The 26,022-nt window shown below is 68.5% G+C and carries 31 protein-coding genes and 1 riboswitch; of the genes, 15 read left to right on the top strand and 16 right to left on the bottom strand.

All coding sequences use genetic code 11. The features are described 5' to 3' along the window. Positions 1-11: 11 nt before the first annotated feature. From rpsP to EON91_RS05670, 3 genes are all read left to right on the top strand, one after another. On the top strand, positions 12-593 hold the full coding sequence (gene rpsP, locus EON91_RS05680; RefSeq protein ID WP_292092351.1) for a 30S ribosomal protein S16: 582 nt from the start codon (positions 12-14) through the stop codon (positions 591-593). A gap of 93 nt (positions 594-686) precedes the next feature. Continuing rightward, a complete protein-coding gene (rimM, locus tag EON91_RS05675) occupies positions 687-1,232 on the top strand; it encodes a ribosome maturation factor RimM (RefSeq protein ID WP_292092348.1) in 546 nt (181 codons plus the stop codon). Positions 1,233-1,316: 84 nt separating this feature from the next. Beyond that, positions 1,317-2,021, top strand: a complete 705-nt coding sequence (locus tag EON91_RS05670; RefSeq protein WP_292092347.1) for a glutathione S-transferase N-terminal domain-containing protein — start codon at positions 1,317-1,319, stop codon at positions 2,019-2,021. Between the two features lie 39 nt (positions 2,022-2,060). Here EON91_RS05670 and EON91_RS05665 read toward each other — a convergent pair whose 3' ends face one another. Next, the gene (locus EON91_RS05665; protein WP_292092345.1) at positions 2,061-2,234 is read right to left on the bottom strand and encodes a DUF1508 domain-containing protein; all 174 of its coding nucleotides are present in this window, start codon (positions 2,232-2,234) and stop codon (positions 2,061-2,063) included. Positions 2,235-2,350: 116 nt separating this feature from the next. Between EON91_RS05665 and EON91_RS05660 the strand changes: the two genes are divergently transcribed. Next, positions 2,351-2,593, top strand: coding sequence for a KTSC domain-containing protein (locus EON91_RS05660; protein ID WP_292092342.1), 243 nt, complete (start codon positions 2,351-2,353; stop codon positions 2,591-2,593). On the opposite strand, the gene EON91_RS05655 is transcribed toward EON91_RS05660, so the two are convergent. After that, the gene (locus EON91_RS05655) at positions 2,577-3,758 is read right to left on the bottom strand and encodes a benzoate/H(+) symporter BenE family transporter (RefSeq protein ID WP_292092340.1); all 1,182 of its coding nucleotides are present in this window, start codon (positions 3,756-3,758) and stop codon (positions 2,577-2,579) included. The two genes, EON91_RS05660 and EON91_RS05655, sit on opposite strands and share 17 nt — an antisense overlap. Positions 3,759-3,830: 72 nt before the next feature. Here EON91_RS05655 and EON91_RS05650 point away from each other — a divergent pair, with 72 nt between their 5' ends. After that, positions 3,831-4,235 (top strand): VOC family protein, encoded by a 405-nt coding sequence (locus EON91_RS05650; RefSeq protein WP_292092338.1) that lies wholly within the window; start codon positions 3,831-3,833, stop codon positions 4,233-4,235. 3 nt (positions 4,236-4,238) lie between these two features. On the opposite strand, the gene EON91_RS05645 is transcribed toward EON91_RS05650, so the two are convergent. The 5 genes from EON91_RS05645 to EON91_RS05625 form a co-directional block, all read right to left on the bottom strand. Continuing rightward, on the bottom strand, positions 4,239-5,036 hold the full coding sequence (locus EON91_RS05645; protein WP_292092383.1) for an enoyl-ACP reductase: 798 nt from the start codon (positions 5,034-5,036) through the stop codon (positions 4,239-4,241). A gap of 83 nt (positions 5,037-5,119) precedes the next feature. Continuing rightward, on the bottom strand, positions 5,120-5,935 hold the full coding sequence (locus EON91_RS05640) for a hypothetical protein (protein ID WP_292092337.1): 816 nt from the start codon (positions 5,933-5,935) through the stop codon (positions 5,120-5,122). 75 nt (positions 5,936-6,010) lie between these two features. Then, entirely contained in the window at positions 6,011-7,240 is a 1,230-nt protein-coding gene (fabB, locus tag EON91_RS05635; protein WP_292092336.1) for a beta-ketoacyl-ACP synthase I, read from the bottom strand. A gap of 65 nt (positions 7,241-7,305) precedes the next feature. Further along, positions 7,306-7,845 carry a 3-hydroxyacyl-[acyl-carrier-protein] dehydratase FabA gene (gene fabA, locus EON91_RS05630; protein ID WP_292092333.1) on the bottom strand — a complete coding sequence of 180 codons (540 nt, stop codon included), beginning with the start codon at positions 7,843-7,845 and terminating at the stop codon, positions 7,306-7,308. Positions 7,846-7,949: 104 nt separating this feature from the next. Then, on the bottom strand, positions 7,950-8,486 hold the full coding sequence (locus EON91_RS05625; RefSeq protein WP_292092332.1) for an SH3 domain-containing protein: 537 nt from the start codon (positions 8,484-8,486) through the stop codon (positions 7,950-7,952). A gap of 86 nt (positions 8,487-8,572) precedes the next feature. Here EON91_RS05625 and EON91_RS05620 point away from each other — a divergent pair, with 86 nt between their 5' ends. Next, positions 8,573-9,553 carry a D-glycerate dehydrogenase gene (locus EON91_RS05620; RefSeq protein ID WP_292092329.1) on the top strand — a complete coding sequence of 327 codons (981 nt, stop codon included), beginning with the start codon at positions 8,573-8,575 and terminating at the stop codon, positions 9,551-9,553. Between the two features lie 83 nt (positions 9,554-9,636). Here EON91_RS05620 and moeB read toward each other — a convergent pair whose 3' ends face one another. Beyond that, complete coding sequence (gene moeB / locus EON91_RS05615; protein ID WP_292092328.1) at positions 9,637-10,401, bottom strand: molybdopterin-synthase adenylyltransferase MoeB; 765 nt, start codon at positions 10,399-10,401, stop codon at positions 9,637-9,639. A 42-nt stretch (positions 10,402-10,443) separates the two neighbouring features. Further along, a complete protein-coding gene (locus EON91_RS05610) occupies positions 10,444-10,863 on the bottom strand; it encodes a BLUF domain-containing protein (protein WP_292092326.1) in 420 nt (139 codons plus the stop codon). 143 nt (positions 10,864-11,006) lie between these two features. On the opposite strand from EON91_RS05610, the gene hslV reads away from it, so the two are divergent. From hslV to EON91_RS05595, 3 genes are all read left to right on the top strand, one after another. Then, entirely contained in the window at positions 11,007-11,558 is a 552-nt protein-coding gene (gene hslV / locus EON91_RS05605) for an ATP-dependent protease subunit HslV (protein WP_292092382.1), read from the top strand. 72 nt (positions 11,559-11,630) lie between these two features. Beyond that, a complete protein-coding gene (gene hslU / locus EON91_RS05600; protein WP_292092321.1) occupies positions 11,631-12,929 on the top strand; it encodes an ATP-dependent protease ATPase subunit HslU in 1,299 nt (432 codons plus the stop codon). Between the two features lie 121 nt (positions 12,930-13,050). Beyond that, positions 13,051-13,392, top strand: coding sequence for a hypothetical protein (locus tag EON91_RS05595; RefSeq protein WP_292092318.1), 342 nt, complete (start codon positions 13,051-13,053; stop codon positions 13,390-13,392). A 7-nt stretch (positions 13,393-13,399) separates the two neighbouring features. Here the strand turns inward: EON91_RS05595 and EON91_RS05590 are convergent, their stop codons facing one another. Beyond that, positions 13,400-13,972 carry a manganese efflux pump MntP family protein gene (locus EON91_RS05590; RefSeq protein WP_292092317.1) on the bottom strand — a complete coding sequence of 191 codons (573 nt, stop codon included), beginning with the start codon at positions 13,970-13,972 and terminating at the stop codon, positions 13,400-13,402. Between the two features lie 81 nt (positions 13,973-14,053). After that, positions 14,054-14,161: riboswitch (yybP-ykoY riboswitch) on the bottom strand. 114 nt (positions 14,162-14,275) lie between these two features. On the opposite strand from EON91_RS05590, the gene rlmN reads away from it, so the two are divergent. Further along, positions 14,276-15,454, top strand: a complete 1,179-nt coding sequence (gene rlmN / locus EON91_RS05585) for a 23S rRNA (adenine(2503)-C(2))-methyltransferase RlmN (RefSeq protein ID WP_292092314.1) — start codon at positions 14,276-14,278, stop codon at positions 15,452-15,454. Here rlmN and EON91_RS05580 read toward each other — a convergent pair. Together EON91_RS05580 and EON91_RS05575 are read right to left on the bottom strand one after the other, a co-directional pair. After that, positions 15,417-15,833 (bottom strand): hypothetical protein, encoded by a 417-nt coding sequence (locus tag EON91_RS05580; protein ID WP_292092312.1) that lies wholly within the window; start codon positions 15,831-15,833, stop codon positions 15,417-15,419. The two genes, rlmN and EON91_RS05580, sit on opposite strands and share 38 nt — an antisense overlap. A gap of 23 nt (positions 15,834-15,856) precedes the next feature. After that, positions 15,857-16,768 carry an acyl-CoA desaturase gene (locus tag EON91_RS05575; protein WP_292092309.1) on the bottom strand — a complete coding sequence of 304 codons (912 nt, stop codon included), beginning with the start codon at positions 16,766-16,768 and terminating at the stop codon, positions 15,857-15,859. A gap of 90 nt (positions 16,769-16,858) precedes the next feature. Here EON91_RS05575 and EON91_RS05570 point away from each other — a divergent pair, with 90 nt between their 5' ends. From EON91_RS05570 to EON91_RS05560, 3 genes are all read left to right on the top strand, one after another. Continuing rightward, positions 16,859-17,191, top strand: a complete 333-nt coding sequence (locus EON91_RS05570) for a metalloregulator ArsR/SmtB family transcription factor (RefSeq protein ID WP_292092307.1) — start codon at positions 16,859-16,861, stop codon at positions 17,189-17,191. Positions 17,192-17,311: 120 nt separating this feature from the next. Then, positions 17,312-17,755 (top strand): DUF350 domain-containing protein, encoded by a 444-nt coding sequence (locus tag EON91_RS05565; protein WP_292092303.1) that lies wholly within the window; start codon positions 17,312-17,314, stop codon positions 17,753-17,755. 4 nt (positions 17,756-17,759) lie between these two features. Then, a complete protein-coding gene (locus EON91_RS05560) occupies positions 17,760-18,590 on the top strand; it encodes a serine protease (protein ID WP_292092301.1) in 831 nt (276 codons plus the stop codon). On the opposite strand, the gene EON91_RS05555 is transcribed toward EON91_RS05560, so the two are convergent. From EON91_RS05555 to EON91_RS05545, 3 genes are all read right to left on the bottom strand, one after another. Then, positions 18,587-19,645 carry a tetratricopeptide repeat protein gene (locus EON91_RS05555; protein WP_292092300.1) on the bottom strand — a complete coding sequence of 353 codons (1,059 nt, stop codon included), beginning with the start codon at positions 19,643-19,645 and terminating at the stop codon, positions 18,587-18,589. The genes EON91_RS05560 and EON91_RS05555 overlap by 4 nt on opposite strands. Before the next feature lie 53 nt (positions 19,646-19,698). Next, positions 19,699-22,554 carry a pitrilysin family protein gene (locus EON91_RS05550; protein ID WP_292092297.1) on the bottom strand — a complete coding sequence of 952 codons (2,856 nt, stop codon included), beginning with the start codon at positions 22,552-22,554 and terminating at the stop codon, positions 19,699-19,701. Positions 22,555-22,831: 277 nt separating this feature from the next. Further along, positions 22,832-23,707: an isoaspartyl peptidase/L-asparaginase family protein gene (locus tag EON91_RS05545; RefSeq protein ID WP_292092295.1), complete on the bottom strand. Its 876-nt coding sequence runs from the start codon at positions 23,705-23,707 to the stop codon at positions 22,832-22,834. Between the two features lie 113 nt (positions 23,708-23,820). On the opposite strand from EON91_RS05545, the gene EON91_RS05540 reads away from it, so the two are divergent. Together EON91_RS05540 and EON91_RS05535 are read left to right on the top strand one after the other, a co-directional pair. Continuing rightward, positions 23,821-24,822 (top strand): NADPH:quinone oxidoreductase family protein, encoded by a 1,002-nt coding sequence (locus EON91_RS05540; RefSeq protein ID WP_292092294.1) that lies wholly within the window; start codon positions 23,821-23,823, stop codon positions 24,820-24,822. After that, positions 24,819-25,565: a 2OG-Fe(II) oxygenase family protein gene (locus tag EON91_RS05535; RefSeq protein WP_292092292.1), complete on the top strand. Its 747-nt coding sequence runs from the start codon at positions 24,819-24,821 to the stop codon at positions 25,563-25,565. The genes EON91_RS05540 and EON91_RS05535 overlap by 4 nt, the downstream gene beginning before the upstream one ends. Here EON91_RS05535 and EON91_RS05530 read toward each other — a convergent pair. Further along, complete coding sequence (locus tag EON91_RS05530; protein ID WP_292092291.1) at positions 25,562-25,969, bottom strand: YkvA family protein; 408 nt, start codon at positions 25,967-25,969, stop codon at positions 25,562-25,564. The two genes, EON91_RS05535 and EON91_RS05530, sit on opposite strands and share 4 nt — an antisense overlap. Positions 25,970-26,022: the final 53 nt, after the last annotated feature.

Genomic DNA, 26,022 nt, shown 5'->3' with positions numbered 1-26,022 from the left:
AGAGACTGAAAATGCTGAAGATTCGTCTGGCCCGCGGTGGCGCCAAGAAGCGTCCCTACTACTACATCGTCGTCGCTGACTCGCACGCTCCGCGCGACGGCAAATTCATCGAGCGCGTCGGCAGCTACAACCCGATGCTGCCCAAGGACAGCGCCACCCCGCGCGTCGTCCTGAAGGCTGACCGCATCGCCGAGTGGCTGGGCAAGGGCGCGCAGCCGACCGACCGTGTCGCGCGCTTCATCAGCCAGAGCCAGGACGAAGTTCTGGCTGGCAAGGTGAAGTGGACGCAGTCGAACAACCCGCAGAAGGCCGAGCCGGGCAAGAAGGCCCAGGAACGCGCCGCCGAGCGCGCCCAGCGCGAAGCCGACCGTCTGGAAGCCGAAGCCGCCGCCAAGGTTGAAGCCGCTGAGGCCGCTGTCCGCGCCAAGGAAGAAGCCGAAGCCGCCAAGAACGCCCCGGCCCCGGTCGCTGAGGAAGCTCCTGCCGAGGAAGCCCCGGCCGCTGAAGCCGCTGCTGAAGAGGCTCCCGCTGAAGCCGCCGCCGAGGAAGCCCCGGCTGCTGAAGAAGCCACCGAAGAAAAGGCCGAGGGCTAAACCCCTCGTCCGCCCGGCCTTCGGGTCGGGACGACATTGGAAAGCAGCGTCCGCGACCCGGGCGCTGCTTTTCTGCCATCTGGCGTCACCTTCATGAGATGGAGCGCGGCTGTGAGCGGCGACACGAAACTGATCCTCGTCGGCCAGGTCGGCGGCGCCTTTGGCGTCAGGGGCGAGGTGCGGATCACCGCCTTCACCGCCCAGCCGATGGCGTTGCTGGATTACGGCGTGCTGCTGCGCGCGGACGGCTCGGTCGGCCTGACCCTGACCTCGGCGCGGCCGGACAAGAACGGCGTCGTCGCCCGGACCCGGGAGATCGCCACCAAGGAACAGGCCGATGCGATGCGCGGCCTGAAGCTGCATATCGCGCGCGACCGCCTGCCCGAACCGGACGAGGACGAATTCTACCTGACCGACCTGATCGGTCTGGAAGGGCGAGATCCTGACGGCGTCGTGCTGGGGACGATCAAGGCCGTGCCGAATTTCGGGGCCGGCGACATGCTGGAGATCGCACCGGCGGCGGGCGGCCCGACCTGGTATCTGCCCTTCACCCGCGAGACTGTGCCGGATCTGCATATCGCCGACGGCTGGCTGCGGATCGTCCGCCCTGCCGAGGTGGGCGAGCGCGAACCGGACTGACGCTTCGCCACCGATGCGGTGGCTATTGCGCCGGACGGCGCCGCTTCCGACATAGGGCGGTCAAACCGTATCCGGAGCGCCCCCATGGCCGATCTGTCCGCCTTTCCGATCACCCGTCAGTATCCGGCCGCGCATCCTGATCGGCTGCAGCTGTATTCCGCGACGACGCCGAACGGGGTGAAGGTCTCGATCCTGCTGGAGGAGCTGGGCCTGCCCTATGAGCCGCACTTGGTGGATATCGGCCAGAACGCGACCTGGACGCCCGACTATCTGTCGCTGAACCCGAACGGCAAGATCCCGGCGATCCTGGATCCGGACGGCCCCGGTGGCGAACCTCTGGCCCTGTTCGAATCCGGCGCGATCCTGGTCTATCTTGCCGAGAAGGCGGGCCGGTTCCTGCCCGCCGATCCGGCGGCGCGGTACGAGACCCTGCAGTGGGTCTTCTTCCAGATGGCGGCGATCGGCCCGATGTTCGGCCAGGTCGGCTTCTTCCACAAATTCGCGGGCCGGGAGTTCGAGGACAAGCGCCCGCGCGACCGCTATGTCGCCGAGTCGAAACGCCTACTGGGGGTGATGAACGGTCGGCTTCAGGGCCGCGACTGGATCATGGGCGACGACTACACCATCGCGGACATCGCCAGTCTGGGTTGGGTGCGCAACCTGATCGGCTTTTACGGGGCGGGCGATCTGGTCGGCTTTTCCGACTTCCCCAACGTCGCCGCATGGTTGGAACGCGGTCTGGCGCGTCCGGCTGTGCAGCGCGGGCTGAACATCCCGGCGCGCGATTGACGGGATCAGGGGGCGCGGCGGCCGCGCCCCCCGTATCCTCTAGACCTCTTCGGTCGGGGCGTCGGGAACGTGCTTCCTGATCGCCTCGATGGCGCGTTTGGCCCCCGACTTGTCGGAATAGCCCTCGGTCGAGAAGATGACCTCGGAATTGTATTTGAAACGCACGCGGAACTCGCCGGCCTTGTCCTGATAGACTTCGAACTTGTGCGCCATGACGGCCTCCTGTGGGGGCCCGGTGCGGGCCACGGCCAAGGCTGATCGATCCCGACGGCGCCGGTCAATCATCAGCGTCGCCGTAAACTACACAGTCGCGTGAGCGGGATACGCCGGTGGCCGTCGTGCGTTTCCCGGTCATGCCGTCCAGCGTCATTCGCCGCTACGCCTACGATCCCCGGTCGCACCGCCTGCGCATCCGCTTCGTCAGCGGCGAGACCTATGACTATGAGGACGTGCAGCCGGACGTGGCCGAGGGGCTGGACCACGCCGTGTCCAAGGGGCGGTTCTTTGGGCTGAACATCCGCGACCGCTACCCCTTCCGCCGCATGACAGACCAGATCAGCGGCGAGGTTTGATCCAGCGCCGCGCCGCCAGCGCCAGAAAGCCGACCGCCAGCCCCCAGAAGGCCGACCCGACCCCGAACAGCGCCACGCCCGACGCCGTCGCGCCGAAGGTCAGGACAGCCGCCTCGCGATCCTCGGGCCGTTGCATCATGCCGGTCAGGGCGCCGGTCAGCGGCGCGATCAGGGCCAAGCCGGTCAGCACCGCCAGCGCCGCGCCGGGCATGGCGATGAACAGCCCCGCCAGCGGGGCCGCGAACAGGGCCGCGATCAGATACAGGCCGCCGTAGATCACCCCGACGATCCAGCGCCGCTCGCGATCCGGATGGGCTTCGGGTCCGGTGCAGATGGCCGCCGTGATCGCCGCCAGATTGACCCCGTGCGCGCCGAACGGCGCCAGAACCGCCGTAGTCAGGCCGGTCGCCGCGATCAGGGCGCCCGCCGGCGGCGCATAGCCGTCAGCCCGCAGCACCACCAGCCCCGGCAGGTTCTGCGACGCCAGGGTGACCAGATACAGCGGCAGGGCCAGGCTGATCGCCGCCTTCCAGTCGAAGGCCGGCAGGGTCGGCGACAGGGCGCCGAACAGGCCGGTCCCGGCCGGAACGCCCAGCTGACCGCGCAGGGCCAGAACGGCGAAAGCCGCCGCCAGCACGCCGGGCAGGGCCCAGGCCGGGGCCAGCCGCCGCAGGATCAGAAAGGCGGCCAGCAGCAGCGCCGCCAACCCGATGTCGGACGGAAACTGCAGGAACAGCCGGAAACAGAAGGGCGCCAGAACCCCCGCCAGCATGGCCGACGCGACGGCGGGCGGGATCCGTTCGGCCAGCCGCCCCAGCGCCGGGACCAGGCCGGTGACGACCATCAACAGGCCCGCCACGACGAACGCCCCCACCGCCGTGGCCCACCCCGGACCCAGGGTCGAGGCCGCCAGCAGGGCCGCGCCCGGCGTCGACCATGCCAGCGCCACCGGCATCTTCAGCCGCCAGCTCAGCGCCATGCCCGGCACGGCGATGCCCAGGCACAGGGCCGTGACCATGGAGATGATCTGCGGCGGCGCCGCGCCCATCGCCTGACCCGCCTGCACGATCAGGGCGACCGTGCCGCCGAAACCGACCACGGTCGCCACCGCGGCGGCGGACAGCGCAGAGGCGGGCAACGACAGGGGCGGGCGCGAGACGGACATGGCCCCGGCTTAGGCCGCGCGGCGCCGCTTCGGAAGAGGGGAACGGGCGGCGGCGTCCGCCGTTTCACCGCCATGATCGATCACACCGGCATCGTCGTCACCGACCTGGCCCGGGCCCGCCGCTTCTATGATGCGGTGGCGGCCGCTCTGGGCTTGCAGACCATCGGCAACTCGCCGGAGTCCTTCCTGCTGGGCCACAGCGCCGAACAGCCCATTCCCTATCTGTGGATCGGTACGTTGCGACCGTCATATTGGGCCGAGGGGTCGCGCGCGGGGTTGAACCAGACGCACATCGCCTTCGTCGCCGAGAGCAAGGCCATGGTCGATGCATTCCACCGCGCGGCCATGGCGGCGGGCGGCCGCGATCATGGCGCGCCCGGCACCCGCGAAGGGGCCGGGGATTACTATGGCGCCTTTGTGCTGGACCCCGACGGCAACAATATCGAGGCGTGCTGCCGGGGCGCGGCGGCCCGCTGAAGGTTATCCCTCGATGTCGTCGGGCAGGCCGACGGCGTGGAAGCCGGCGTCGACGTGGACGACTTCGCCCGTGGTCGAGCGGCCCAGGTCCGAGCACAGCCACAGGGCGGCGCCGGCGACGCCTTCCATCGAGGTCTCTTCCTTGATCAGCGAGAACTGGGCCGACTTGGAGTGCAGGCCGCGTCCGCCAGAGATGCCGGCCAGCGACAGGGTGCGCATGGCGCCCGCGCTGATCGCGTTGACGCGGATGTTCTTGGGCCCCAGGTCGCGCGCGATATAGCGGGTCGCAGCCTCCAGCGCAGCCTTGGCCACGCCCATGGTGTTGTAGTTGGGGATGACCCGTTCCGAACCCAGATAGGTCAGGGTGATCATCGAGCCGCCGTTGGGCATCAGCCGGGCCGAACGCTTGGCCACGTCGACGAAGCTGAAGGCCGAGATGTTCAGGGCCAGCAGGAAGCTGTCGCGGGTCGTGTTGTCGACGAACGAACCTTTCAGCTCGTCCTTGTTGGCGAAGGCCACCGAGTGGACGACGAAGTCGATTGTGCCGAATTCCTTTTCCAGCTCGGCGAAGGCGGCGTCCATGGAGGCGTCGTCGGTGACGTCGGCCTGGATCAGCAGCCGGGCGCCGACGCTTTCGGCCAGCGGGCGCACGCGGCGCTCAAGGCTTTCGCCCAGATAGGTGAAGGCCAGCTCGGCGCCCTGGGCGGCCAGCTGCGAGGCGATGCCCCAGGCGATCGAACTGGAGTTAGCGACCCCCATGATCAGGCCCTTCTTGCCCTTCATCAGGTCTCCGGTCGGCATGTTCCAGCCTTCGGCGCTCGCCATGGGACGTCTCCTTCGTGATTTGCGGGAGGGTTAGCAGGGGCCGTGGCGCGGGGGAAGCGTCAGGCAGGCGTGCCGACTGATGTCGTACGGGCCAAACGAAGACTCAGGCGCCTCATGATCGCGCGTGGAGCCCGTTTGATTTTGCGCGCCACGTTCCACAGGCGCCGGAACCGATATCGAAAAAGAGCGCTCGGTGGCAGTCGCCGGGCCAGCCCCTCGTTGACCGTGAAAACGCAGGGATTGCAAACCCCGCAGGCTTCGACACCTACCGGGCTGTGGCAGAACCAACTTAGCTCCAGAATGTCGTCGAAGCCTGCGCTTTCGGCGGCAAGCGCCATCTCCGGTTTGGTGATCTCCAAAATAGGAAAGCGGAAGCCTGTGAAAAGGGATCGAGGGTCTGCTTCAGGAAGATCCGCGATCTCACAAACGTCTCCATCCACCGCAGCGCAAGGCGCCACGAAACGGTGCGCGGCGTCATCCTTGTGAATGCATAGCTCAAGCCCCGCCAGATTGTGCGCGGCCAACAACTCCGCGAGCCAGACGTACTGCTCGCCGAGATGAGCTTCCTTGCGCATGGCCTGTAGATGCGCCCGGAAACGTTCGCGAGGTCGCAGGCCCGTCAGGTCATAGGTCGCCAGTGGACGCAGACGCGCTGCGGCGTCCTGGGACCGCTGGGCAATGCGGGCGCGGATGGCGGCCATAGTGGCCAGTTCAATCTCGGTCGAGCGACGTCCGGGATCGACGACATAAACCGGTGCGACGACGGCGCCCTGATTAAGGATCAGGTCGAGGACGCGGTAGGTCGAATCCCAGCCCCCGGTCCATAGGACTCTGTGTTCGGCCGGCTTGTTCCTGCCGTCATTTTGCCTTTTCATGAATGTCGCCTCCCCTCGACAGTCACTGCCCAAGGCTTGTCTATCGCACGCAGGCGGGGGCGACCAATTCCATTGTCAGACCTTGGACAGTATCAGCGTGCCGTTTGTGCCGCCGAAGCCGAACGAGTTGGACATGACATGCTTCAGCTCGCCGTCGTGGCGTTGGCGCAGGATCGGCATGCCCTCGAACTCGGGATCCAGATTCTCGATGTGGGCGCTCTCGGCCGCGAAGCCGTGCTTCATCATGAGCAGGCAGTAGATCGCCTCCTGCGCGCCGGCTGCGCCCAGCGAGTGACCGGTCAGCGACTTGGTCGAGGAAATCATCGGCATCTGGTCGCCGAAGACGTTGCGCACCGCGCCCATCTCCTTGCTGTCGCCCACCGGCGTCGAGGTGCCGTGCGGGTTCAGATAGTCGATCGTCGGATCGCCGGCCATTTTCAGCGCCAGCTTCATGCAGCGCTCGGCGCCCTCGCCCGAGGGGGCGACCATGTCGTAGCCGTCCGAGTTGGCGGCGTAGCCGGTGACCTCGGCATAGATGGTCGCACCGCGCGCCACGGCGCGTTCGTATTCCTCCAGCACCACGATGCCGGCGCCGCCGGCGATGACGAAGCCGTCGCGGTCCTTGTCATAGGCGCGCGACGCCTTGGCCGGGGTGTCGTTGAAGTTGGACGACATGGCGCCCATGGCGTCGAACATGTTCGACATGGACCAGTCGATGTCCTCGCAACCGCCGGCGAAGACGACGTCCTGCTTGCCCCAGGCGATCTGTTCCGCCGCCGCGCCGATGCAGTGGGCGCTGGTCGCGCAGGCCGAGCTGATCGAATAGTTGATGCCCTTCAGCTGGAACCAGGTGGCCAGCACGGCCGAGGGGCCGGACGCCATCGCCTTGGGCACGGCGAACGGGCCGATGCGCTTGGGCGAGTTTTTCTCGATCGTCGTCTGGGCCGCCTGCAGGATGACCTGGGTCGAGGGGCCGCCTTCGCCGACGATCAGGCCGATGCGCTCGTCCTTGATCTCGTCCGCGCTCAGGCCGCTGTCCTTCAGCGCTTCTTCGAAAGCGATGTGCGCCCAGGCTGTGCCGTTGGCCAGGAAGCGCGCCGCGCGACGGTCCACCAGCGGGGCCCAGTCCTCGGCCGTATGGCCCAGTGACGGGGGCGCCCAGACCTGCGAGCGGAAGCCGTAGGTCGCGTGATCGGCGGCATGCCGAACGCCCGATCTGGCTTCGTGCAGCGAGGCCGAAACCTCGTCCTGGCCCGTGCCGATGGAGGAGACGATGCCCAGTCCGGTGACAACAACGCGCCGCATGGTGTGTTTCCTATCGTATCAGTCTTCAGGCGCCGCGTTGCCCGCGGTCTCGAAGAGAAATGGGGTCAGGCGTCGGTCGACGCTACCGTGGCCGCACCGCCGAACAGGCCGACGCGCATGTCATTGCAGGTGTAGATCACCTGACCGTCGGCCTCGAGGATGCCGTCGGCGATGCCCATGACCAGCTTGCGGTTGATGACGCGCTTCAGGTGGACCTTATAGACCACCTTCTTGACGTCGGGCGTGACCTGGCCGGTGAATTTCACCTCGCCGACGCCCAGGGCGCGACCCTTTCCGGGGCCGCCGATCCAGCCCAGGTAGAAGCCGACCAGCTGCCACATGGCGTCCAGACCCAGGCAGCCCGGCATCACCGGGTCGCCGATGAAGTGGCACTGGAAGAACCAGAGGTCCGGATGGATATCCAGCTCGGCCTCGACATAGCCCTTGCCGTGGTCGCCGCCGTCCGCGTTGATCTGGGTGATCCGGTCAAACATCAGCATCGGCGGAGCCGGTAGCTGGGCATTGCCCGGGCCGAACAGCTCGCCCCGGCCCGAGGCCAGGAGCGCGGCGTGATCGAAGGACGAGGGGTATTGCGACTGGGTCAAGAAGAATGGCTCCCGGCGGGTGTAGCGCGCGGGTTACACGACGCAGGGCCCGCGCTCAACTCTCGTATGGTCCAGCTGCGACCGGCCTGCGACGTGCGGGCGATCTAGTTCCGGCCCGGTCCGGCGGGGCGGGCGGCGTTGCACAGGGCGCGGTCCTGGGTTCCGAACACCGCATTCTGACGCACCCAGCCGCTCAGTTTTCGGGCGCGAACGCGGCACCAGCCGTCCTCGCATTCGTCCAGCGAGACGATGGCGTGCGGCGACAGGCGCGCGCGCACAGAGGCGGTGTCCGAACGGCCTGTGCGGATGGGGATTTCCTGATCCGAGCGGTTGAACACGCTGCGGCGGCCCGAGGCGACGGTGCGGTGGATCCAGGCCACGGACCCCTCGGGATCGCAGATCTTGCGCCATTCGCGGGTCTCGGCGATCACCTGCACCGGCAGATTGGCGGCGCGGTATTCCCACAGGATGCGATAATCCAGCCCCGGTCCCTGACGCGCCCGCACCTGCGAGGATTTCAGCGTCACCCAGCGCGGCACCTCCAGCCCCGTGGGGGTCGGTCGCCCGTCGGGCATGGTGGCCTGGGCGCTGACCAGCAGGCCGGTCGCGACGATCGCCACCAGCGCCAGCGGACGCCGCAACCTTTTGAACCTGTCGTCAGCTTTGCTAGACACGCGAACACACCCGTCCCGCGCGGGCGCAGCCGCCCGTGGAAACCCAGGTCCCTATGTCCGTCCGCAAGCTTAAGGTCGTATTAACCAGGCGCCTGCCCGACGCGGTCGAGACGCGGATGCGCGAGCTGTTCGACGCCGAGCTGAACCTGACGGACACGCCGATGGACCGCGCCGCCCTGGCCGCCGTCCTGCAGCGCGCGGATGTCCTGGTGCCGACCATCACGGACGCCATCGACGCCGACCTGATCTCGGGGGCGGGCGAGCAGTTGAAGATGATCGCCAATTTCGGCGCGGGCATGGACCATATCGACGTCGAGGCGGGTCTGAAGCGGGGTCTGGTTCTGACCAACACCCCCGGCGTCCTGACCGAGGATACGGCCGACCTGACCATGAGCCTGATCCTGGCCGTCAGTCGCCGGATCGTCGAGGGCGCTCAGGTCGTGGCCGAGGGCAAGTTCGAGGGCTGGACCCCGACCTGGATGACCGGGCGGAAACTGTGGGGCAAGCGGCTGGGAATCGTCGGTATGGGCCGCATCGGCCAGGCTCTGGCCCGCCGCGCCAGGGCGTTCGGCATGCAGGTCCACTATCACAATCGCAGGCCGGTCTCGGACCTGATCGCCGAGGATCTGGGCGCGACCTGGTGGGACGACCTGGACCAGATGCTGGCGCGGATGGATGTCATCTCGCTGAACTGCCCGGCGACGAAGGAGACACACCACCTGCTGTCGGCCGAACGGCTGGCCCGGCTGCAGCCGCACGCCATTCTGGTGAACACCGCGCGGGGCGACCTGATCGACGAGGCGGCCCTGGCCGAGATGGTGCGTGAACGCCGCCTGTACGGCGTCGGACTGGACGTGTTCGAGCACGAGCCGGCGGTGCATCCGGGCCTGTTGAACCAGCCGAACGTGGTCCTGCTGCCCCATCTGGGCTCGGCCACGCTGGAGTCGCGTCAGGACATGGGCGACCGCGTCATCCTGAACATCATGACCTGGCAAAACGGCCACCGCGCGCCGGATCGGGTGATTGGGTCTTAAGGGGCCTATCGCGCTTCGCGCTACTTGAGGCTTTCTGGAGGGGCCTACCGCCCTTCAGGCTACTTGAGGCCGTTCAAGAGGGCCTACCGCGCTTCGCGCTGCTTGAGGCCGTGTTTGGCGCACACCGGACAGGTCGGGTCGGCGGCGACGCGGACGGTGCGGGCGCTTCCGGCCAGACCGTCGTAGAGCAGCAGGCGGCAGGTGAGGGGTTCGCCTGCGCCGGTGATCCGCTTGATCGCCTCCAGCGCGGCCATCGACCCGACCACGCCCGCCAGGGCGCCGACGACGCCGACGCGGGCGCAGGTCTCGGCGTCGGGCGGGGCCTCTGGGACCAGGCACTGGTAGCAGGGGCGCCCCTCGAACACCCCGACCTGACCGCTCCAGCGGCCCAGGGCGCCGGACACCAGCGGCACGCTGGCCGCAACGCAGGCGGCGTTGACGGCGAAGCGGGTCTCGAAATCGTCGGTGCCGTCCAGCACCAGATCGAAGTCCGCGACGATGCGTGCGGCGTTGTCCATTGTCAGCCGCTCGGAGAAGGCCTGGAGATGGACGTGGGGGTTCAGCGCGCCCAGCCGCTCGGCCCCGGCCTCGACCTTGGGCCGGTCGATGGCGGCGACGTCGAACAGGATCTGGCGCTGCAGGTTGGACAGGGCGACGGTATCGTCGTCGATCAGACCCAGCGTCCCCACGCCCGCCGCCGCCAGATACAGAGCCGCCGGCGCACCGACGCCGCCCAGTCCGACGATCAGGACGCGCGCGCGCTTCAGCGCCTGCTGTCCGGGGCCGCCGATCTCCGACAGCACCAGATGGCGCGCATAGCGTTCGACTTCATCCGGAGAAAAGCTCACCTGCGACCTCTAGCGCCGACCGGGCGCCGGGGGAACCGCGCGTCAGGCCGGCTGGGGCAGGCGGCTGACGATGGCGTTCATCAGGGTGGCGGCGCGACTGGCGCTGAGCGCGCCCAGGGTCGCGTCGGGGATCAGGGCGACGATTTCGGGCGTGACGTCCGCCTGGGCCATGGCCCAGGCGTCGAAACGGCGGCTGGCGACAGGCTCGTCGGACAGGATGCGGATGTTCTGGTGCCGCGGATCGGCGCGCAGCCGGTTCATCAGCATGTCCAGATCGCCGCGTGCGCCCTCGATCACCTGCAGGAACCGTCCGCCGTGGCACAGCAGCGCGCCGGTCAGGTGGTCGCGGCGGTTATTGCGATCCGAAACCCCCAGGATTTCGACGAAGGAGAGCAGATTGGACCCGGCCGCGCCCACGGCGTCGCTGACGTAGATCACTCGGTGCAGCGGCAATACGATCACTCTGAAAAAACGCCAGAAATGGCGGTTACTGGGGGCGTCTTCCTGCCTAGAGGGGCAGGGTTAACAAAATGGCGCCGCGACCGGACGCCGCCGCCCCGCAGCGCTCACTTGCGACCCGCGTCCACTCGCGCCATGTCGGACGGATGACACAGAGCAATTTCCCCGACTGGCACGGCACCACCATCCTTGCGGTGCGCAAGAACGGTCGCACCGTCATCGCCGGCGACGGCCAGGTCTCGATGGGGCCGACCATCGTCAAGGGCGCCGCGCGCAAGGTGCGAACGCTGGCGGGGGGCAAGGTGCTGGCGGGCTTCGCCGGGGCCACGGCCGACGCCTTCACCCTGATCGAACGGCTTGAGGCCAAGCTGGAGCAGTATCCGGATCAGCTGGCCCGCGCCTGTGTTGACCTGGCCAAGGACTGGCGCACCGACCGCTATCTGCGTCGGCTGGAGGCCATGCTGCTGGTGGCCGACAAGGCCACGATCCTGACCGTCACCGGCGTCGGCGACGTGCTGGAGCCGGAATACGGCGTCGCGGCCGTCGGCTCGGGCGGCAACTATGCGCTGGCCGCCGCCCGCGCCCTGATCGACGAGAACACCGAGCTGGACGCCGAACAGATCGCCCGCAAGGCGATGAAGATCGCCGCCGACATCTGCGTCTATACGAACGGAAACCTGACCATCGAAAGCTTGTAAGGGCGCTATCGCTCGCCGCGCGGCGGCTCGCTGCCCGAGCGCCTCCCTGAGCTCTTTTGGACGACCTGACCCATGACCGATCTGTCCCCCCGCGAAATCGTCTCCGAACTGGACCGTTTCATCGTCGGCCAGGACGACGCCAAGCGCGCCGTCGCCGTGGCCCTGCGCAACCGCTGGCGCCGCAAGCGCGTGCCCGAGGATCTGCGCGACGAGGTCACGCCCAAGAACATCCTGATGATCGGCCCCACGGGCGTCGGCAAGACCGAGATCGCCCGGCGGCTAGCCAGACTGGCGGGTTCGCCCTTCCTGAAGGTCGAGGCGACCAAATTCACCGAGGTCGGCTATGTCGGCCGCGACGTGGATCAGATCATGCGCGACCTGGTGGAAAGCGCGCTGGTCATGGTGCGTGACAAGCGCCGCTCGGGCGTCAAGGCACGGGCGGAGGGGCAGGCCGAGGAGCGCATTCTGGACGCCCTGGTCGGGCCGGGCTCGCAGCCGGCGACGCGCGACAGCTTCCGCAAGAAGCTGCGCGCCGGCGAACTGGACGACAAGGAAATCGAGATCGCCCTGGTCGACACCGCCTCGCCGATGCAGGGGCTGGACATTCCCGGCGCCAATGTCGGGGTGCTGAACCTGTCGGAAATGCTGGGCAAGTTGGGCGGACCGCGCAGCAAGACGGTCAAGATTTCCGTTCGCGATGCGGTCGAGCCGCTGGTCACCGAAGAGAGCGACAAGCTGCTGGATCAGGAAAGCCTGACCAAGGAGGCCCTGCTGCTGGCCGAGAACGAGGGCATCGTCTTCCTGGACGAGATCGACAAGGTCGCCGCCCGTCAGGGCGCGTCCGGCGGCGACGTATCCCGCGAGGGGGTCCAGCGCGACCTGCTGCCGCTGATCGAGGGGACGACCGTCTCGACCAAATACGGGCCGGTGAAGACGGACCATGTGCTGTTCATCGCCTCGGGCGCCTTCCACGTCGCCAAGCCCAGCGACCTGTTGCCGGAACTGCAGGGTCGCCTGCCGATCCGTGTCGAGCTGAAGGCCCTGACCCGCGACGACTTCCGCCGTATCCTGACCGAGCCCGAGGCCAATCTGATCCGTCAGAACCAGGCCCTGCTGGCGACCGAGGACGTGACCCTGGTGTTCACCGACGACGCGGTCGAGGCGATGGCCGACGCCGCCGTGGCCGCCAACAACGCCGTCGAGAATATCGGCGCGCGGCGCCTGCAGACGGTGCTGGAGCGGGTGCTGGAGGAGACCAGCTTCAAGGCTTCGGACTTGTCGGGGCAGACCGTGACCTTTGACGGCGCGGCGGTGCAGGACAAGGTGGGCGACCTGTCGAAAAACGCAGACCTGAGCCGTTTCATACTGTGACTACGGCTTTCGGTGCGACGGGTATGCGACGGGCAAGCCCTCGTCGGGGTGGGCCGCGCCTGGCGTATGGCTAAGGTGGCGGCGTCTCATCCCCCCCGGAGACGCTCCCCGAGAAGCCGCCATGTTTGAAGCCAACTGTATGCAGGACGATCCCAAGGCGATCGTTCAGCGCGTCCTGGACGATCAGGTCCCGTGTTTCCTGACCGTGCGCGAAGGCCTGCGCGCCGTGCTGGTCCCCCTGGACGCCGTGTTCGAGGACTTCGTCATCTCGCACGAGCGGGTGCTGAACGCCCGCGTGCGCGACCTGGTCCGGTCGGGCGGCGACATGGCCTCCTATTGCGGTCAGGTCTGCCTGTCGGACGAACGCGACGCCGTCGCCTTTCTGGACGACGAGGGCGAGCCGGTGCTGGCGATGGTCGGCGCCGAGAAGATGGCTGTCTGGCTGGAGGCCGACGCCGCCTGATCCCAGGTCAGGCGGTCACGCCCAGATGCTCCAGCAGGATCTTCAGTCCCAGCGCGATCAGGGCGACGCCGCCGACCAGCTCCACGATCCGGCCCAGCCGCGTCCCGGCCGCCTTGCCGATCAGAAGGCCAAGCGTCGCCAGGGCGAAGGTGGTGGCCCCGATGCAGGCCGCGATCAGCCAGATGTTGGCGTCCAGCAGCGCCAGCCCCACGCCCACCGCTCCGGCGTCGATACTGGTGCCCACCGCAGTCGCGACCAGGGCCAGCAGACCGCGTGACGCCGGACGGCCGCCGTCTTCCGCGGCCTCGTCGCGTTTCAGCGCCTCCCGGATCATCTTGACCCCGACCGCGCCTAACAGACCGAAAGCGATCCAGTGGTCGACGGCCTCGACAAAGCCGCTGGCCGCCACGCCCAGGGCGAAGCCGATCAGCGGGGTGATCGCCTCGATGACCCCGAACACCAGCCCTGCGCGCAGGGCCTGGGGCAGGGTGGGGCGATGCTGGGCCCCGCGCCCGATGGCGGCGGCGAAGGCGTCGGCCGACATGCTGACGGACAGGATGGCGATGGACAGCGGGGTCATGGACAACGCACTCGGCCGGACGCGCGACAGCATGCGACGGGCGCAGGCCGGCTCGGCCCCCGTGGCATGCTGGTCTCGCTAGGCGGAGGTCATCCGCTGGTCGCGCCATGTCCGTCGAAACGGGCAAGTATGTTGACGCGACCCCGGCTGGGATATGCCGGAAGCTACTCCCCAACGTCGCCCCTCTAGCCGTCCGGGCCGAGTCGTTCAACCCGCGCATGGGGGGTGAAACTGGCCGCAGGCGACAATCGCCCCCACCTGTGCTAGACGCCGCCGCTCACCCCCGCCGCAGGATATCCAGCCTTGAGCATCACGCTCGACCTTTCGCGCGCTTCCGCTTCCGCCCCGGCCTCCGCTTCCGGGGCCCCCGTCAACCTGTCCGGTCTGACGCGGGAAGAACTGCGCCAGGCGCTGATCGCTGCGGACATCTGTCCGCCGGAAAAGGCCAAGATGCGCGCCTCTCAGGTGTGGCGCTGGATCCACCACTACGGCGTCACCGACTTCGCCCTGATGAGCGACGTGGCCAAGGATACGCGGGCGAAGCTGGCCGAGGCCTTCACCCTGGCCCGCCCCGAGATCGTCGAGCGTCAGGTGTCGAAAGACGGCACGCGCAAATATCTGATCCGCACCGCCCCGGGCATCGAGGTCGAGGCCGTCTATATTCCCGACGTGGGCCGGGCCGGCGCCCTGTGCGTCTCGTCCCAGGTCGGCTGCACCCTGAACTGCACCTTCTGCCACACCGGCACGCAGAAACTGGTCCGCAACCTGACCACGGCCGAGATCGTGGCCCAGGTCCAGGTGGCGCGCGACGACCTGGACGAATGGCCGTCGCCCAAGGAAGACCGCCGCCTGTCGAACATCGTCTTCATGGGCATGGGCGAGCCGCTCTACAATCTGGACCACGTCGCCAACGCCATCGACATCATCAGCGACAACGAGGGCATCGCCCTGTCGCGCCGCCGGATCACGGTCTCGACCTCGGGCGTCGTGCCGCAACTGGACGCCCTGGGGACCCGCACGGCGGCCATGCTGGCGATCAGCCTGCACGCCACCAACGACGCCCTGCGCGACGTGCTGGTGCCGCTGAACAAGAAATATCCGCTGGACCAGCTGATGGCCGGCATCCGGGCCTATCCCGGCCTGTCGAACGCGCGCCGCGTGACGTTCGAATACGTCATGCTGAAAGGCGTCAACGACAGCCCCGAGGAAGCCCGCGCCCTGGTCCAGCTGATCGAGGGCATCCCCTCCAAGGTGAACCTGATCCCGTTCAACCCCTGGCCCGGCACGGACTATCAGTGCTCGGACTGGAAAACGATCGAACGCTTCGCCGCCATTCTGAACAAGGCCGGCTACGCCAGCCCCATCCGCACCCCCCGCGGCCGCGACATCCTGGCCGCCTGCGGCCAGCTGAAGTCCGAAAGCGAAAAGATCCGCGCCAGCGCCCTCAGGAAGGCGGAGCAGGCGGGCGTCGAGGCGGCGTAATCGGCCGATAGGCGACCCAACGTATGGTCAGCCCCGCGACAGCGCCCGGAACGGCCAGCACCGTGACGATCAACAAGGTGTAAGGCCCGGTTGGGGAAGCGGTCAGAATTATTCCTGCGACCGCCGCCCCCGCCGCGCCGGCGAACGCTGCGGCGGGATAGGATGTCTGCCGGATTGAGTGGAGCCAGAACCACACCAGCCCGCCCGGAAAGACGAGTCCTATCAGAAACACCAAGGTCGCGATCACACCTGCCAGCACACTGAAATCGAGTGTGGCCTGGATAGGCGTCCCTTGGGTGATGGCGTCCAAGAAGCTGTATGCAGCCATTTCCACGCCCACCACGCTTCCAGCCGCGATGGCGGCCAGCGGAAAGCTCATGGCTATGTAGAGCCATGACCGGATCATCTGCGGGCCTCCAGCAGCGCTGTGCGGCGTTCATCCATCGCCTCAGGTGTTCGCACGTCCCACGCCAAGCCCAGCCGTTCCAGCGCCTGTATGAACCGGAAGCCCCAGTCGCTCTGGCCCCGATAGAGGCCGATGCGGGCCGAGCCGGGATAGGCGTGGTGGTTGTTGTGCCAGGCCTCGCCCATGGTCGGGATGGCGGCCCATGGCACATCGTGCGCTTGCACGCCCGCCTCGCGCACCAGCCAGGTCTGCGGGCCGCGCCGATGAGCCAGATGGCCGACGAACCAGTGACCGACCACGCTGATCGACACGCGGGCGCAGACGCCCCAGACCACGAAGCCCCAGCCGCCCAGCCACCACAGCGCCGCCGCTACCGGGATCTGCTGCACCATCCATGTGCGCTCCAGAAACCGATAGAAGGGGTCGCGCCCGATACGGCCCATATCGAACGCCGGCGGGTGATCCAACTCCAGCCGACAATGCATCTGCCAGAGGGCGTCGATCGCCATCGGACGCCGATGCGCCAGATAGTCGTGGCATTCCGGTTGGCGCTGGGCCCAGTCCCGCAGGTCGTGGGTGCGGATCATCCAGAACGGCCCGCTCATGCCCACAATCGTACCGACCCACGCCAGCGTCCGCTCCAGCCACAGGGGGCAGTCAAAACTGCCGTGGATCAGCCGCCGGTGAAACCCGACCGAATGGCCCAGCAGCAGCGTCGCGCCCGTCATCAGGACGAAAATCGCCATGGCGCCCAGGCTGACGGTCATCCCTCCGAACGCCAGTGCGACGAACAGCATGCCGCCGTTCCACAGCGAGTGGGCCGGGTCCCACACCACCCGGTGCGCCGACGGGTCGCAACCGGGCGTCTCGATCAGACTGTTCACCGCGCAGGGATCGTGGTCGTGCATCGGGCCATCTCAAACAGGTATTTAGGTAATGACTTAACCACCGAATTGATGGGCTGGCAAGTCGTTAGCAAATCGCTTAAATACCCTGCCATGCAGCGCGTGTTCGAAGCTCTCTCCAGTCCCGTCCGGCGGAAAATCCTGGCCTATCTGGCCCATGCCGATCTGACGGCCGGCGAGATCGCGGCCAAGTTCGAAATCTCCAAGCCCGCCGTATCGCAGCACCTGTCGGTGCTGGAGGTCGCCGGCCTGGTGACCAGCGAGAAGAAGGGGCAGTACGTCCATTACGCGCTGGCGCCCGATCACCTGGCCAACACCCTGAACGGCTATGTTCAGGAGGTCTGCCCTGTGTCCAAACCCCTGAAACGCGACAGCGCGGCCCTGGCGAAATCTCGCAGGGGCGTTTCGAATGACGGTGACCTGTAACCTTTAGTCACCGAGTGTGCCCACCGTGCGCTTGCGGAATGCGGCGGGATTCAGGCATGGGTTGTTTCGCTTACGTTCCCCTTTATCGGCCTCTCATCCTCGCCCCCTTTTCAGGACGCCATGGACAGTTCGTCCCTCACCGCAGTGCTCTCCAGCCCGGAGGTCCAGGCCTTCGCCCGGGGCTTCCCGGTGATGATGCTGCATCTGGGCGCGACCTTCGCCCTGCTGATGGGCGGGGCGCTGGTCTATGCGCTGCTGACGCCGTGGAAGGAGATCGCCCTGATCCGCGAGGGCAATGCGGCGGCGGCGGTGGCCTTTGGCGGGGTGCTGCTGGGCCTGGCCATTCCGCTGGCGGTGTCGCTGTCGGTCTCGGCCTCGGTGCGGGACATCGCCATCTGGGGCGTCGCCACGGTGGTGCTGCAACTGCTGGCCTTCCGCGTGGTGGACCTGGTGCTGACCGGTCTGCCGCAGCGCATCCAGGACGGAGAGGTGCCGGCGGCCATCGTGCTGGTCGGGGCCAAGCTGGCGACCGCGCTGATCCTGGCCGCGGCCCTGACGGGCTGAGACGATGCGCTTTCCGCGCCTGCCGGACTGGCTGATCTACGCCTCGGTGGTCGGCGTGCTGGTGGTCGTGTCGCTGAATCGGCGCGAGAACGCCGACGCCCCGCCCGCGCCCACGCCGCCGGACGAGATCGAGGGCGCCCTGCTGGGCCCCATCACGCCTTTCGACGAATCCGTCACCGTCAATGCGCCGGACACGCCGTTCCAGCCGATGACGGGCACCGCCTTCTCCATCGCCGGCGACGGTCGCTGGGTCACGGCCCGCCACGTGGTCGAGGGCTGCCGCAAGCCGGCGCTGATGATCGGCGGCGGCCGGGCTGTAGCGGCGGATGTGCGGCTGGCGCCCAAGGCGGACGTGGCCCTGCTGCTGACCCAGGGCGGGCCGCCGGCCCTGCCGCTGGCGGTGGACAAGCCCCTGCGCCAGGGGCAGCGCGCCTACCACCCCGGCTATCCGCAGGGCAAGCCGGGCGAGGTCGCCTCGCGCCTGCTGGGTCGGGAAATGCTGAAGGTGCGCGGCCGCGGCCAGCGGGACGAGCCGGTGCTGGCCTGGGCCGAGGTCGGGCGGACCGACGGGCTTGACGGCGCCCTGTCGGGCCTGTCGGGCGCGCCGGCGCTGGACCGCGAGGGCAGGGTGATCGGCGTGACCATCGCCGAGTCGCCGCGCCGGGGCCGTATCTACACCACCTCGCCCGACACTTTTGGCCCCGCCATCCGCGGCGAGCAGCGCGCCGACGAACGCCCCCTGGGCGAACCGGTCACCACCGACAACTACGGCCGCGTCGCCGATGCGCTGCGCCGCGACCTGCGCATCGCCCAGGTGGTCTGTCTGGCGGTCTAATGCGTCGGCTCGCCGTGGCGTTGAACCCAGGCGTTGCGTTCTGCCTGGACGGCTGCGGGATTTATGGCCGCCAGTTCTGCAGCGAATTGCTCGGTAAGTTTTACGGCCATCGGCTCGCGCGCCTCGGCGGCCAGAGCGAGCAGGGCCGCTCCGCGCGCTTCGTCCGGCGGCCCGCCTTCGCCGGTCAGTAACATCATCCCGAGACCACGCAGGGCGTGTGCCGAGCCGGTGGCGCCCGCCAGTTCGTACCAGGCCCGCGCCTGCGCCGGGTCTGGCGCCACGCCTTCGCCAGTCGCAAGCATGACGGCATGCGACACCATGCCCGGACCATAGCCCTGCTCCGCCGAAGCGCGAACCAGGGCGTAGGCCGTCACGGGGTCCGCATGACCGTTCGTGTTGCCCAGCAACCTCATGCCCAGGACCCATTGCGCACGGGCGTCCTGTAGGTCGGCGGCGAGCTTGAGGTGCTCTACGGCCGCCGCATCGTCAGGTGCCACGCCCCAGCCCCCTTCCAGCGATCGACTGAGCCAATAGTGAGCGTCGCGGTTGCGGGGATCGAAGGCGATGGCGCGACGCAGTTGTTCCACGCCGCGGGCTTCATCCTGCGGCACGCCGGTTCCCAACAGATAGGCCAGACCAAGTTGGTGCGCCGCAAGATCGGCTCCGGTCCCGCCTGGGGCGTTCGCTGCTGCCTGCAAAAGCGCGACCGCACGGACGTCGTCGGCCTTGTCCGTGTTGCGCAGAAGCCGGCCGCCCAGGTTCACCTGGGCCGCGACGGACCCCGCGTGAACGGCCTCTTCCAGCAGAGCCATGGCCCTCACGGGTTGGGGCTCGACGTCCTGAGGCGGATCGAACAGCAGTGTCGACAAAAGATTCAGGGCCTCCGCGTCGCCGGTCTGGGCCAAGGCTTCGGCAGCAGGTAGGGCAGCCGCGGGATCGGTCTGAACCAGTGACAGGATGCGATCCAGTTCGCTGGACGTATCGGACTGCGCGTGAGCCAGGCCCGACAAGGCGATGCATAGGGCCAGGGCCCCGCCAAAAGCGGTTGATCGCATGTCCTTGCCCTCAGAGCGCGCCCGCACATCCGTTGATGTGCGGGCGTAGACTGTCAGCGCAGCGTGGCGCTGTCGAGGTTGAGGGCGGTGAGGGGGATGACCTCGACGTTGGGGTGTTTGGCCTTGAGCGCGTCCAGGAACTGGGCCGCGTCGCCGACGATGACCAGGCTGGCCCGGTCGGCCGGCAGCTTGTCGGCGAAGGCGGCCTGGATGGCGGCGGCGTCGATCGCCTCGACGTTCGACACATAGGCCGCCAGGTCGCTCATCGGCAGGTCATACAGCGCCAGGTTGGCGACCAGCGCGCCCAGTCCATCGACCGTCTCCAGTGACTGGCCGAAGGCGCCGGTCAGGATGGCCTTGCGGGTGGTCATCTCGGACTCGGACGGCTGGGTCGAGCCCAGACGCGCGATCTCGCCCAGCATCAGGTCGGCCACCTCGACCGCGGCGTCGTTGCGGGTCTGGGCCGAGGCGGCGAACAGGCCGTCCTGACGCCGCACGCCCAGCGACGAGCGGGTGCCGTAGCTGAGGCCGCGCTTGATGCGAATTTCCTGGTTCAGGCGCGAGGTGAAGCTGCCGCCCAGCAGGGTGTTGCCCAGCGTCAGCGGGAAATAGGCCGGGTCGTTGCGCGGCACGCTGCGCAGAGCCGCGACCACCGCCGCCTGACCGGCGCCGGGCTGGTCGATGACGACGATGCGCGGCGGCAGGGTCATGCCCGCCGGAGAGGCGGCGGGGGGAACCGTGGTCGGCGCGGCCGGGCGCCAGTCGCCGAACGCCTGCTGGGCCAGGGCGCGGGCGGCCTGGGTCGTGATGTCACCCGAGAAGACCAGCGTCGCGTCCGCCGGTTGATAGCGGGCCGCGTGGAAGGCGGCGATGTCCGCGCGGGTCACGGCCGGCAGGCTGGTCAGGGTGCCCACGCCCGGCGCGCCGTACGGGGCGTCGCCATAGATGACGCGTCCGGCGGTCTGCGTCGCGACCGGCCCGGGGGTGCTGAGCTGGACCTTGAGCCCGTCCAGCGTCTGGTCGCGCTGGCGCTCCAGCTCTTCCTGGGCGAAGGCCGGGTTGCGGACCAGGTCGGCCATCAGGCTGACGGTCTGCGGGAAGACGTCGGCCGGAGCGTTGGCGTACAGATTGGTGAAGTCGGCGCCGGCGCTGGCGCCGACGTCGGCGCCCAGCTGTTCGATCTCGGTGGCGATCTGGGGCGCGCTGCGGGTGGCCGTGCCCTTGGTCAGCAGGGCGGCGGTCAGGCCGGCGACGCCGGCCTTGCCCGCCGTCTCATTGGCCGAACCCGCGTCGAACGACAGTCGGGCCGACACCAGCGGCAGGCCCGCCTTGGGCGCGACCAGAACCCGAAGACCGTTGTCCAGGCGGAAGTCGGCGACCGCCGGCGTGACCGGGGCCACGGCGGGTCCCGTCTCGGGCATGGCGGTGCGCTGTTCCGGCGGCAGAAGCTCGAAAATCTGGCCGACGGGGGCCAGATCCGCGACCTTGACCGGGGCGTCCACGTTCAGCTTCTGCTGCGAGACGGCCTGGCCCTCTTCGGCGTTCAGATAGCGGATGGTGATGGCGCGCTGGTCGGTCAGATATTTGCGCGCCACGCGCTGGATGTCGGCGGCGGTGACGGCCTGGATCTCGGCGATCTCGCGGTCGGCGACCGAGGCGTCATTGGTCATGATCAGGGCGAAGCCCAGGGTGCGGGCGCGGTCCTCGATCGTCTCGCGTTCGCGCAGGGCGTTGGCGACCAGTTCGTTCTTGGCCTCGGCCAGTTCGGCGGCGGTGACCGGCGCGTCGCGGAATTTGGCGACCTCGGCCCGCAGGGCGGCGACGCCGGCATCGGGCGACTGGCCGTCGGCCATGATGGCGTAGACGTTCAGATTACCCGCCTGCTGCGAGAAGTCGGGGCTGGAGCCGATCTGGGCGGCGATCTGCTGATCATACACCAGCGAGCGGTACAGGCGGCTGCTCTCGCCGGTCGACAGAATGCCGTCCAGCACCGTCAGGGCCGCCCGATCCGGGTCGCCATAGGCGATGGCCGGATAGGCGATGACCACGGCGGGCAGCGGCACGTTGGGCGCGTGGAAGGTCGCCTCGCGCGGACCGGTGGGCGCGCGTTCCTGCACATTGTTCACCGGCAGCGGGCGGTCGGGGTTCTTGATCGGGGCGAAATACTGGTCGATCCAGCCGTCCAGCTGCGTCTGGTCGAAATTGCCCGCCACGACCAGGAAGGCATTGTCCGGCCGGTAATAGGTGGCGTGAAAACGGCGCACGTCCTCGATGGTCGCCGCGTCCAGATCTTCGATCGAGCCGATGGTGGTGCGGCGATAGGGGTGATCCTGGTAGATGGTCTCGGGCAGGAAGACGCTGAACAGGCGGCCATAGGGGCTGGCCAGGACACCCTGGCGGTACTCCTCCTTGACCACGTCGCGTTCGCTTTTGAACACATCCTCGTTGACGACCAGCGAGCCCAAGCGGTCAGCCTCGGCGAACAGCAGGCGCTGCAGGTGATTGGCCGGGATGGTCTCGTGATAGGCGGTGACGTCGTCCGAGGTGAAGGCGTTGTTGTTCCCGCCCACATCCTCGGTCAGGCGGTCAAAGGTCTCGTCGGGGAAATTCTTCGTCGCCTTGAACATCAGGTGTTCGAACAGGTGGGCGAAGCCGGACCGGTTGGCCGGATCGTCCTTGGACCCCACACGGTACCAGACCTGGACCGTGACGTTCGAGGTCGAGGTGTCGCGCGCCGTATAGACGTCCATGCCGTTGGCCAGGGTCCGCTTCTGGAAGCCCAGCGGCGGGACTTCGATCCCGCCCTGTGGGGCGGTGGCGGCGACGGGCGCGGCGGGCGTGGTCGCCCAGGCGGGGGCGCCCGACAGCAGGGCGGCGGCCGCGACGGCGGCGAGAAGGCGATGTTTCATCTGCTGGGTCCTGAACAGCCCGGATTAGGTCTCAGCGACCCTAACAGGGGCCAGCGACGGCGCACGTTACAGAGCGGTAATGTAGACACTGTCTCCCCTCTCCCTGCGGGAGAGGGCTTGAGGCTCGCAGAGCGCAGCGATGCGCAAAGCCGAAAGGGTGAGGGGTTACAGCGCTGAAATCGGTGAGGTCGTAACCCCTCACCCGACCGCGCCAGGACGACGGCTTACGCCGCCGTGCGCGCTCTCCCTCTCCCGATGGGAGAGGGGAGGCGGTAATTCACCGCCCGAACACCTCGACACCGACGTCGCCGTCGATGGTCAGCCAGGCGCGCTTCATGCCCTGGCTGTTGAAAGGGGTGGCGATGGTCCCCTGACGATCCAGGGCGATCAGGCCGCCGTCGCCGCCCATCGCCCCGATTTCGTCGATCACGTCCTGTGCCGCCTGGGCCAGCGACTGGCCCGCGCGGACGCGCCAGCCGGTCTGGGCGGCGGCGGCGACGCGGATGAAATATTCGCCCTGGCCGGTGCAGGAGACGGCGACGCCGTCATCGGCCCAGGTTCCGGCGGCGGGGATCGGCGTGTCGCCGACCCGGCCAGGCATCTTGCCGAACACCCCGGCGGTCGAGGTGGCGGCAGCCAGCCGCCCGGCCGAATCCAGCACGCAGCAGCCGACGGTGCCGTGGCTGAGCCCGCCGGGCGGATGGTTGTCCTCGCCCTGACCGGCGCGGGTGAACCAGGCCGCCTCGTCGCCGATGGGGTCCAGTCCCTGATCATGGGCGAACAGGGCCGCGCCTTCGCCGGCCAGCATGACGTGGGGCGTGCGGTCCATCACCGCCCGCGCGGCGCGGATCGGATTGCGGAAGCCCTGCAGGGCCGCGACCGCCCCCGCGCGCCGGTCCGATCCGTCCATCAGGCTGGCGTCCAGTTCATAAGCCCCGGCCAGATTGGGCGAGGCGCCGCGCCCGGCGACATAGAGGCCGGAATCCTCCAGCAACACCACCGCCTCGACCGCCACGTCCAGGGCGCTGTCGCCCGCCGCCAGCCGGCCGCGCATGGCCTCGACGACCAGGCGCATATGCACGACCTCGGCGTCATAGTTGCGCTCGCGCCGGGCTCCGGCGCCGCCGTGCAGGATCAGGGCGTATCGGCTCATGCGTCGTCTCCGGCGGCCAGCGTGGCCATGGGGCTTTTCTTGCGGGTCGCGGCTGATTAGCGTCCCTTGGCGGCCGGCGCCATGACCGGCGTCCCTCCCGAAGCGAAGTCCCCATGCGCGCAGTCCTGTCCAAGACCCCCGGCGGCCCGGAAACCCTGGTCGTCGAAGACATCCTGGATCCCACGCCGATGAAGGGCCAGGTGGTCATCGAGGTGAAGGCTGTGGGCATCAACTTCCCCGACACCCTGATCATTGAGGACAAGTACCAGTTCAAACCCCAGCGTCCGTTCGCGCCGGGCGCCGAGGTCGCCGGCGTGGTCGAGGCGGTGGGTGAGGGGGTCAAGGGCCTGCACAAGGGCGACCGCGTCATCGCCGTGCCCGGCTGGGGGGGTCTGGTCGAGCGGCTGGCCGTGCCCGCCGCCTCGGTCATCAGGATGCCCGACGGCATGAGCTTCGAGGAAGGCGCCGCCTTCATCATGACCTACGGCACCAGCTACTATGCGCTGAAGGACCGGGCGAAACTGCAGCCCGGCGAGACCCTGCTGGTGCTGGGCGCCGCGGGCGGGGTCGGTGTCGCGGCGGTCGAACTGGGCAAGGCGATGGGGGCCAAGGTGGTCGCCGCCGCCTCGACCAACGACAAGGTCGAGTTCGCGCTGGAGGCGGGGGCCGACAACGGCCTGATCTATCCCTCGGGCGCCATGGACAAGGCCGCGCAAAAGGAACTGTCGGGGGAGTTCAAGCTGGCGACGGGTCGCGACGGGGCCGACGTGGTCTATGATGCGGTCGGCGGCGACTACGCCGAGCCGGCCCTGCGGGCGATGGACTGGAACGGCCGTTATCTGGTGGTGGGCTTCCCGGCGGGGATTCCGGCCCTGCCGCTGAACCTGACGCTGCTGAAGTCGGTGTCGGTGGTCGGCGTCTTCTGGGGCGCCCACGTCGCGCGCGAGCCCGAGGCGCACGCCGCCAACATGGCCGAGCTGATACGCTTCTACGCCGAGGGCAAGATCAGGCCGCGCGTCAGCCGCACCTTCCCGCTGGTTCGCGCCGCCGAGGCGATCCAGGCGCTGGGCGACCGCAGCGCCCTGGGCAAGATCGTGGTGACGGTGGACGAATGACGGCTGAGGTCCGCCTGGCGCCCGGCCTGGATATCCCCGCCCTGCGCGAGGCCTTCGCCGCGCGGGGACGTCTGCATATCCTGAACGTCCTGACGCCCGACGCGGCCGAGGCCGTGGCCGCCACGCTGGAGGCCGAGACGGCGTGGAAGATGACCTGCGCGGCGGGCGGCTTCTTCGAACTGCCGCTGAACGGCCGGGTCGCGGCCGATCCGGACAAGCAGAGCTGGATCGACGAGGCGCGCGTCGATCCGAACACCCCGCGCATGCAGTATATGTTCGACACCCGGCGACTGGGTCAGGACTGGGGCGATGAGCCCCGCACGCCCGATGCGGCGGACGCGGTGCTGGCGTTTCTGAACACGCCCGCCTTTCTGGATTTCGCGCGGGCGGTGACGGGCGACGACCGGATCGACTTCGCCGACGCCCAGGCCTCGCGCTATCGGCCCGGCCATCTGCTGACGGCGCACAACGACCTGTCGGCGGGCAAGAATCGACTGTACGCCTATGTGCTGAACCTGACGCGGGACTGGCGGGCCGACTGGGGCGGCGTGCTGATGTTCCAGGGCGACGACGGCCATGTCGAACACGGCTGGACCCCCGCTTTCAACGCCCTGAACCTGTTCACCGTGCCCACCCGACATGCTGTCAGCCAGGTCGCCGCCCATGCGCCACGGGACCGCCTGTCCATCGTCGGCTGGCTGCGCTCGAACAGCCCCGTGGGGCCGCAGCTGCCGCCCGCCTAGCGGTTGCGCAGGCGGTCCAGGGCTTCGACGGCTCGCTGGCGGTGCTTCGGCTTGATGCTGGAGCCGACGGCGGCCAGCAGGGCGGCGATCACCGCGGCGTCGTCGGTGAAGCCGATGCCGACCAGGATGTCGGGAATGGCGTCGATGGGCAGGACGAAATAGGCCAGCGCCCCCAGCATGATCCCCTTGGCCGCCGTCGGTGTCTCGGGGTCGCGGGCGGCGAAGAAGGCGGCCAGCGCCTCGCCCGCGAACGGCACCCGCGAGGCGACGGCTGTGATCTTGGGCCAGAAGCCCCGCGCCACGCGCATCTCGTTGACCCGCTGCACCTGCGGTTGCAAGGCGCGCGAGGGGTCCAGCGCCGCTTCGGGCGAGGCCGCTTCAGAGGGTTTGGCTTTGGCGGTCATGGCCGCTAAATCCCCGTCACTTCTTTCGGTTCAGACACAACATAGGAACGAAC

The sequence above is a fragment of the Brevundimonas sp. genome (genome assembly GCF_004210735.1).
Lineage (GTDB): Bacteria > Pseudomonadota > Alphaproteobacteria > Caulobacterales > Caulobacteraceae > Brevundimonas.
Note: the sequence above shows the minus strand (reverse complement) of the source record. Positions and strands in the feature narration are given on the sequence as shown.